The organism is Pseudonocardia sp. (genome assembly GCF_050246655.1).
GTDB lineage: Bacteria > Actinomycetota > Actinomycetes > Mycobacteriales > Pseudonocardiaceae > Pseudonocardia.
This window is the reverse complement of the sequence record NZ_JBFWVQ010000015.1, coordinates 61,160-64,977: the sequence shown is the minus strand read 5'-3', so window position 1 is coordinate 64,977 and position 3,818 is coordinate 61,160. Positions and strand designations below refer to the sequence as shown.

Below are 3,818 nucleotides of genomic sequence, written 5' to 3'. Positions count from 1 at the left end.
CCGGCGTCGGGCGGGCCGACCGTGACGGCGGCCGCGGCGCCGGCCGCGATCTCCTCGGCCTCCGCCAGCCGGGCCCTCGGCACCAGCCAGCGCGTGCCCGCGTTGCAGGACTGGCCGGAGTTGGCGCAGACGTCGCCCATGTCGCGCGGGATGGTGACGGCCAGGTCCGCGTCGTCGAGCAGGACGTTCGCCGACTTGCCGCCCAGCTCCTGGGCCACCCGCTTCACCGTGGGGGCGGCGCTCTCGGCCACCGCCACGCCCGCGCGGGTGGAGCCGGTGAACGACACCATGTCGACGTCGGGGTGGGAGGTCAGCGCCGTGCCGACGGTCGGCCCGTCGCCGTGGACGAGGTTGAACACCCCGGCCGGGACGCCGGCCGCGTCGAGGGCCTCGGCGATGACGACGGCGTTGAGCGGGGCCAGCTCGGAGGGCTTGAGCACCATCGTGCAACCGGTGGCGAGCGCGGGTGCGACCTTCGCCGCGATCAGCAGCGGCGGCCAGTTCCACGGCGTGATCAGCGCGCAGACGCCGATGGGCTCGTAGCGGATGCGGGTGGCGCCGCGCCGCTCCTCGAACTCGAAGTTCTTCAGGGCGTCGAGGGCCGAGGCGAACTGCCCGAGGCCCGCGCCGACCTGCGCGCCGTGGGCGAGTGCAGCCGGGGCGCCCATCTCGGCCATGAGCGTGGTGGCCAGCTCCTCCGCGCGCGCCTGGTACTCCTGCATGACCCGCTCGAGCAGGGCGATGCGGTCCGCGACCGGCGTGGTGGAGAACGTCTCGAAGGCGGCGCGGGCGGCCGCCACCGCGGCGTCGACGTCCGCGGCGCCGCCGAGGGCGACGGTCGCGACCGGCTTCTCGGTGCTCGGGTCGAGCACGTCCAGGGTCGCCCCGGCGGTCGAGCGCGGTGACACCCACTCGCCGTTGATGTAGAAACGATCGGCGTTGCGCATCGTCACTCCTTCGGGGATCCCGATCCGGCGCCGACCCGCCACATCGTCGCGGCGAGCTGGCGGCTTGTGCCCACGCGGGACACGACCCCCGAGTGCCCTCCGCAGGTGGCCGCGCGCACGGCTATAAACGATTCTGGACTCTAGTCGCGGCGGCCGGAACGGGTCAAGTCATGCAGCCGGGCGTGTCGTACCCGCTCGCCGCCGTACCGTTCTCGAAACGATTATGTGCGAGGATGCGGCCATGTCATCCGCCCTCGGCGACCTGCGGATCGTCGACTTCTCCCGTGTCCTCGCGGGCCCCTTCGCCACCATGATGCTCGCCGATCTCGGTGCCGTCGTCACCAAGATCGAGCGCCCTGGCTCGGGCGACGACACCCGCGGCTGGGGACCCCCCTTCGACGACCGGGGCACCGCCACCTACTTCCAGTCCGTCAACCGGAACAAGGAGTCGCTGGCGCTCGACCTCACCGATGCCGCGGACCTCGCCACCGCACGCCGGCTCGCGGAGGCCGCCGACGTCGTCGTCGAGAACTTCCGGCCCGGCGTCATGGACCGGCTCGGGCTCGGCGACGAGCGGCTGCGCGCCGCGAACCCGCGGCTCGTGTACTGCTCGATCACCGGCTTCGGCCGCGGCGCCGGTGCCGACCTGCCGGGCTACGACCTCCTCGTCCAGGCCCTCGGCGGCCTCATGCACATCACCGGGGAACCCGGCGGCGAGCCACAGAAGGTCGGCGTCGCGCTCGTCGACGTGCTCACGGGGCTCTTCGCGACCGTCGGCATCCTCGGCGCGCTGCGCCACCGCGACGCCACCGGGCAGGGTCAGCGCGTCGAGGTGAACCTGCTGTCCTCGCTGCTCGCGGCCCTGGTGAACCAGGCGTCGGCGTTCACGAGCGCCGGGGTCTCGCCGCGGCGGATGGGCAACCGGCACCCGAGCATCGCCCCCTACGAGCTGCTGCCCACCGCCGAGGGCGACCTCGTGCTCGCCGTCGGGAACGACCGTCAGTTCCGGGCCCTCTGCGGCGTGCTGGACGCCGACCCGCTCGCCGAGGACCCGCGGTTCGCCACCAACACCGCCCGGGTCACGCACCGGGAGGCGTTGCGCGCGGAGCTCGTCGCCCAGCTGGCCGCACGACCGGCCGACGAGTGGGCGAAGACCCTGACCTCGGTGCGGGTCCCCGCCGGGGTCGTCAACGACGTCGCCGGGGCCTTCCGGCTCGCGGAGGCGCTCGGGCTCGCGCCCGTCGTGGAGGTGCCGCGCCCGGACGGCTCGACCGTCCGGCTGCCCCGCAACCCGATCGGCCTGTCGGCCACGCCCCCGGCCTACCGCAGCGCACCCCCCGCGCCGCCGCCGCTGTCGCGCTGATCCCGCCCGCGAACGGCCCGTACGGGAGACACGTCTTCCCGTACGGGCCGTTCGCGCGTGACGGGCGGCGGGGCGCGGGCCGCATGGTCGAGCTGGACGCCATCGCGGGGGGCGGCACGCCGGGTCCGGCCGGTTCGCCGCCACCTCCTGGCCGGTGGCGGGGGAACCCTGCACCGGAGAGCCTAGGCTGCAGGCATGAGCATCCCGGTGGACCTGACCGAACTCGTCCGGGTTCTCGAGCGCTTCGACTACGCCTACCTCCTGACCACGGACGCGCAGTGCCACCCGCACGTCGTCGCGGTGTCCCCCGTGGCGGGACCGGAACACCTCACGATCGACGAGGTCGGGCGCAAGACCTGGGCGAACGCCACCGAGCGGCCCCACGTGACGCTGGTCTGGCCGCCCGCGGACCGGTCGGACCACTCGCTGATCGTCGACGCGACCTGCACCCCGGAGGGATCGGCGGGGCTGCGGGTGGTGCCGACGCGCGCCGTGCTGCACCGGCCGGCGCCCCCGACGCCCACGGCCGAGGGCTGCGGGAGCGACTGCGTCGAGGTGCTCGCGCGCCGATCCGACGGGTGACGCCGCGCCGGGACGGGTCCCGGACCTGGCGCCCGGGGACGGAGCTACCCGACGGACGCCGTCCGCGCGAGGCGGGCCACGCGATCAGCCCGCCTCGCCGCTCCCGTCGTCGCGGACGACGAGCACCGGGCACGGGGAGTGCTTGACCAGCTCCTTCGTCGTGCTGCCGATGAAGAAGTCGTGCAGGGCGCCGCGCTCGTGCCGCCCGACGACGACGGCAGCGGCGTCCACCTCCTTCACGACCCGCACGAGGGTCCCGCCGACCGTCAGCTCGTCGGCGACGGCGAGCGCCTCGGAGACCATCCCCAGCTCGGTGGCGATCGCCGCGCCGCGGCGGGCCATCTCCTCGGCGTTCGCGGCGAGGGTGCGGTCGATGTCGGCCGCCCGGGCGTAGTCCACCGCCGCGGGGGCCATCTCGAGGCTCGCGCTGGGGATCGAGGCGAGGTCGAAGGCGAGGCCCGCCTCCCAGACGACCACGACCAGGCCAGGCCGGGGGGCCATCAGGGTCGCGGCCGCGCGAAGGGCGCGCTGCGCGGCGGCGGAGCCGTCGAAGGCGATGACCACGGGTCCGGTGCTCATGGGCCGCAGTCTGCCCCGTCACCCGCGAGGGCCGGCGGCGGCCCTCCCGCGGCGGACCCGGCGAGGCTGCCCTTCCCCCGGGGCCAGCGGCCGGGCAGGCTGACCTGCGGCCCGCCCGGGTCCGCGAGGGGGAGGCGATGTCGCTGGAGGAGCGCCTGCGGGAGATGTTCGCCCGCATGGTCGAGGCCAAGGACGTCTCGCTCGTCGACACCTTCTACGACCCCGACTTCGTGCTGACGACCAACGGTCAGGCCCAGGACCTCGCGGAGTTCCGGGCCGGCCACGAGCGGGTCTACCCGACCGCGATCACCTACCGCGTCGAGTACGACGAGACGTGCTGGGTCGAG

5 protein-coding genes are annotated in these 3,818 nt (G+C 74.7%); 3 read left to right on the top strand and 2 right to left on the bottom strand.

Annotation, left to right across the window (positions count from 1 at the left end; genetic code table 11):
- The coding region (locus AB7J25_RS08110) for an aldehyde dehydrogenase family protein (protein ID WP_428506691.1) at positions 1–947 on the bottom strand (947 nt) is incomplete at its 3' end.
- 241 nt (positions 948–1,188) lie between these two features.
- On the opposite strand from AB7J25_RS08110, the gene AB7J25_RS08105 reads away from it, so the two are divergent.
- Together AB7J25_RS08105 and AB7J25_RS08100 are read left to right on the top strand one after the other, a co-directional pair.
- Complete coding sequence (locus AB7J25_RS08105) at positions 1,189–2,310, top strand: CaiB/BaiF CoA transferase family protein (RefSeq protein ID WP_428506689.1); 1,122 nt, start codon at positions 1,189–1,191, stop codon at positions 2,308–2,310.
- Between the two features lie 195 nt (positions 2,311–2,505).
- Positions 2,506–2,892 (top strand): pyridoxamine 5'-phosphate oxidase family protein, encoded by a 387-nt coding sequence (locus AB7J25_RS08100; RefSeq protein ID WP_428506688.1) that lies wholly within the window; start codon positions 2,506–2,508, stop codon positions 2,890–2,892.
- A gap of 84 nt (positions 2,893–2,976) precedes the next feature.
- On the opposite strand, the gene AB7J25_RS08095 is transcribed toward AB7J25_RS08100, so the two are convergent.
- Positions 2,977–3,471: a universal stress protein gene (locus AB7J25_RS08095; protein WP_428506686.1), complete on the bottom strand. Its 495-nt coding sequence runs from the start codon at positions 3,469–3,471 to the stop codon at positions 2,977–2,979.
- A gap of 137 nt (positions 3,472–3,608) precedes the next feature.
- Here AB7J25_RS08095 and AB7J25_RS08090 point away from each other — a divergent pair.
- On the top strand, positions 3,609–3,818 hold a 210-nt coding region (locus AB7J25_RS08090), incomplete at its 3' end, for a hypothetical protein (RefSeq protein WP_428506684.1).

What these genes read in the sequence shown, in the direction of transcription:
- AB7J25_RS08105 (WP_428506689.1), top strand. Translation starts at nt 1,189, where the DNA reads ATGTCATCCGCCCTCGGCGACCTGCGGATCGTCGACTTCTCCCGTGTC.
- AB7J25_RS08100 (WP_428506688.1), top strand. Translation starts at nt 2,506, where the DNA reads ATGAGCATCCCGGTGGACCTGACCGAACTCGTCCGGGTTCTCGAGCGC.
- AB7J25_RS08095 (WP_428506686.1), bottom strand. Translation starts at nt 3,471, where the DNA reads ATGAGCACCGGACCCGTGGTCATCGCCTTCGACGGCTCCGCCGCCGCG.